Annotated in this window: 4 protein-coding genes; 3 read left to right on the plus strand and 1 reads right to left on the minus strand. The window is 39.0% G+C overall.

Annotation, left to right across the window (positions count from 1 at the left end; all coding sequences use genetic code 11):
* From WBM49_RS09155 to WBM49_RS09165, 3 genes are all read left to right on the plus strand, one after another.
* Window positions 1-291 (plus strand): hypothetical protein (locus WBM49_RS09155; RefSeq protein WP_424371746.1); only part of this gene is annotated, 291 nt, incomplete at its 5' end.
* 21 nt (window positions 292-312) lie between these two features.
* A complete protein-coding gene (locus tag WBM49_RS09160) occupies window positions 313-1,506 on the plus strand; it encodes a hypothetical protein (RefSeq protein WP_424371747.1) in 1,194 nt (397 codons plus the stop codon).
* On the plus strand, window positions 1,499-3,040 hold the full coding sequence (locus WBM49_RS09165) for a cellulase family glycosylhydrolase (RefSeq protein ID WP_424371748.1): 1,542 nt from the start codon (window positions 1,499-1,501) through the stop codon (window positions 3,038-3,040). The genes WBM49_RS09160 and WBM49_RS09165 overlap by 8 nt, the downstream gene beginning before the upstream one ends.
* 56 nt (window positions 3,041-3,096) lie before the next feature.
* Here WBM49_RS09165 and WBM49_RS09170 read toward each other — a convergent pair.
* Window positions 3,097-3,353 (minus strand): glycosyltransferase (locus WBM49_RS09170; RefSeq protein WP_424371749.1); only part of this gene is annotated, 257 nt, incomplete at its 5' end.

Genomic DNA, 3,353 nt, shown 5'->3' on the forward strand with positions numbered 1-3,353 from the left:
GATGCTTCTAAAAACCTGGTATGGGTAGATCACAGCTTTATTTCAGAAGGAATTCGGATTCAGCGGAAACAATCATTCGACTATAAATTTTTGGATCTAAAAGGTGTGACAGTGATCAACAGAGATATATCAAACTGCTTTGTAAATGGTTTACCTAATGCTCAAATATCAGCAAAGGTATTTCCCAATAGAGTTTTATCGCATCCTAAAGAACAATTACTGGAACATACCTCCAACGGCTTTGATTTTATTAAGATCGAACTAAATCATTTTATAGGCAATCCAAAGTAGATGAAATTTTGTACTTACATAATGGCCTTTATATTGATACTTGGATGTGTCAATGCACCTACTATTGTAAGTGAGATAAGCGTTGTACCCATTCAAACCCCGCTCACTGCGAAGGCGGGAGATTCAATATCCCTGAGATTTAAAGTTTCCGGTGAAGGTGAGCCATTTTTAATCCTTGAGAATTCATTGGGGACCTCTGTTATCCCCGGGATTCGGGAAAAGGATGAACTGTTGTTTACGTTGCCGACCCAGTTTACACAAAAATCGGGTTTTTGTACCTGGAATCTGGTCCATAATAATAAGCTGGTTGATTCCGGTAAAATAAACATTTCAAGTCTACAGCATCCCGGGCAAATGGAAACCTATTTGGGTCCAAGGAGTATTTATGCAGGCTCTACAGACTACACCATGTTGGTAAATGTACCAACGGATAGTTACGATAATCCTGTAATGGATGGGACCCCTGTGCAAATAAAAAGTCAAGTTCTGTCCAATAAGGAATCCTTTGAAACCACCACCAAAGATCTCATAAGTTGGAAGCGTTTATATCCGGTGGAAAAGTCGGGTCGAATGCTGGTCACAGCCAACGCAGGCGGGAGTAGCACAAAAGAACTAAGCGTGGATATTTTTCCTTCCCAGGCTACTGGTTTCGACTTGTATTCTAGACGTAACCACGAGTACGCAGACGGGAATCAAATCATTATTTTTGAAACTTCTGTGATCAAAGATATGTACGGCAATACCATAAGTGATGGTACACTGGTGACATTTCAGATAACCAATGCCCATGGTAGTAAACTCAAGACCAATGGTACTACCATAAATGGAATTGCAACCGCACGCATGCTTCACCCGGAAGTAGCAGAGAATTGGAAAATAGAAGCCTATGTTACCGGTTTTGCAAAAAGCGACGCGATCTTGATCAACTTCAAACCTGCAATACAAAATTATGACCTTAGCATATCGGAAAATGACAGAACTATACTGGTGGGCCCGATCTTAAGCTTTCTAGATCAGCTAAATCCGGATGGTATAGCCGTTGAGATTAAAATTGCAGATGACAAGAATAAAGAATTTGTCGTAAAAAGAAATATGTCCGTAAATGGTTTTACAGAGTTTACACTATCCAGGGAAGAATTTATAGCAGGGGAATATATGATTGAGGTAACGGTAGCTGGAATTACAAAAAAACAGATCCTACAACTCCATGAATAATATGTGGAATAAGAACATATACAGATCTTTATTGATCCTTTCATTTCTAGGGGTAAATACCGTAATAATTTACGGTATCAGTTCCGTATGGGTCTACCTTAATTCAGGAGCAGACAAATCTACTATCCTTCATGTGCAAGGTGAAACAGAAAGAACATATCTACCTGAAATTCAATGGGGAGATCTGGAGAATCCGGGAAGACCCATGGAAGCCCAAACATTGAAAGAATTACAAAATGATTATTTAAGATCGTGGTATGTAAGAAATAATGCCCTGGCGACAAATGATCCTTACGGGGTTGCGGATTATTATACAGACAGTATGCGGATCAAATTAAATAAGGTACTCGATCTGAATAAACAACATAATACAGCAGTTAAGCAGTCAAGCCTGGTTCATCATCCTTCGCTCGACTTTTACAGCGCAGATGGTGGTCTGGTTGTTTTCACTGACAGGCAGGTAGAAATTTATAGGGAGATATGGCAGAATGAGCAGCTGCAATTAAAAAAGAAAGATACCAGTTCTTATAAGGTAATGATGTTGTTAGAAGATGGGTTTTGGCGGATAAGACATATGGTTGAAATAGAAGAACCAAATGAGGAGGGGCAAATTTCAGAAAAAAACAATATTTCCCAGTTCGATATTGCAAAAATGAAAGGGCTCAATTACTATCCAAGTAAAGGTCCATGGGATACCTTTGGGGTACACTTCAATAAAGAGATAATTTCCAAGGACTTTGCCCAGATTGGAACGATGGGGCTTAATTCTCTACGCATTTTTGTTCCTTACGAGGAGTTTGGGAAAGCCGATGTTTCTAATAAAAACATGGAAAAACTAACAATGTTATTGGATCTGGCAAATATTGAAAGGCTTAAGGTCTTAGTTACCTTGTTCGATTTTTATGGGAATTATGATTTGATGGACTGGACATTGACACACAGACATGCCGAAACAATTGTAAAAACCCTTAAAGGCCATCCTGCACTCCTAGGCTGGGACCTGAAAAATGAACCTGATCTCGATTTCGAGTCGAGAGGTAAAGAACAAGTATTAGCCTGGCTGGAAGAAATGAGTAGTAAGGTAAAGAATTGGGATCCATACCATCCGGTAACTATTGGTTGGTCCTCTCCGGAAGTTGCAAATTTATTGAGAGAAAAGGTAGATTTTATTTCTTTTCATTACTATCAGGATCCCTCTGATTTTTTAGGGAAATACCAGGCTTTAGAAGAAAGGGTAGGAGATACACCTATTTTGTTGGGAGAGTATGGGTATTCTTCTTACAGCGGGATGTGGAATGCATTCTTGGGATCGGAAAAAAAGCAGGCAGAGTATTATAAAGAAATGCAGCGGTATTTGAATGATAAGGGTATACCATACTTGTTTTGGACCCTTTATGATTTTTCTCAGGTGCCTAATTCAGTAGTGGGAGTACTTCCCTGGAGAAAACAACGGCAAAAATACTTTGGCGCTATTTCTATTGAGGATGAGAAAAAACCAAGCTATCAGTATTTAGATCTGTCCTCACAAAAATGAAAGGAGCGCAGCTAACCACACTGCACTCCTCTATACTTAACCTAACCTAAAATCAGTTAAACTTCTTCCCTGAGGGTCTTCTTTTCCGTAGTAAAATTTGGGGAAAAGTAAGGTAAGTTCTTATGTTTTATCGCTTTAAAATAATCCGTATACATTTGAGTGATTGTTGACATTGGCAAGGAACAAGCTGCTTCATAATTCGTTTTTCCCAAATGAATCCTATGTGGATCATTAACCAGGATTTTTTCAATGGCGTTGGCTAATGAATCAGTATTGTCTGGTTCAAAGAACTCTCCTTTATACCCTTCTTCGC

The sequence above is a fragment of the Muriicola sp. genome (assembly GCF_049669965.1).
Classification (GTDB): Bacteria; Bacteroidota; Bacteroidia; order Flavobacteriales; family Flavobacteriaceae; genus Muriicola.

Coding starts and splice junctions, on each gene's coding strand:
- WBM49_RS09165 (WP_424371748.1), top strand. CDS start 1,499: ATGAATAATATGTGGAATAAGAACATATACAGATCTTTATTGATCCTT.
- WBM49_RS09160 (WP_424371747.1), top strand. CDS start 313: ATGGCCTTTATATTGATACTTGGATGTGTCAATGCACCTACTATTGTA.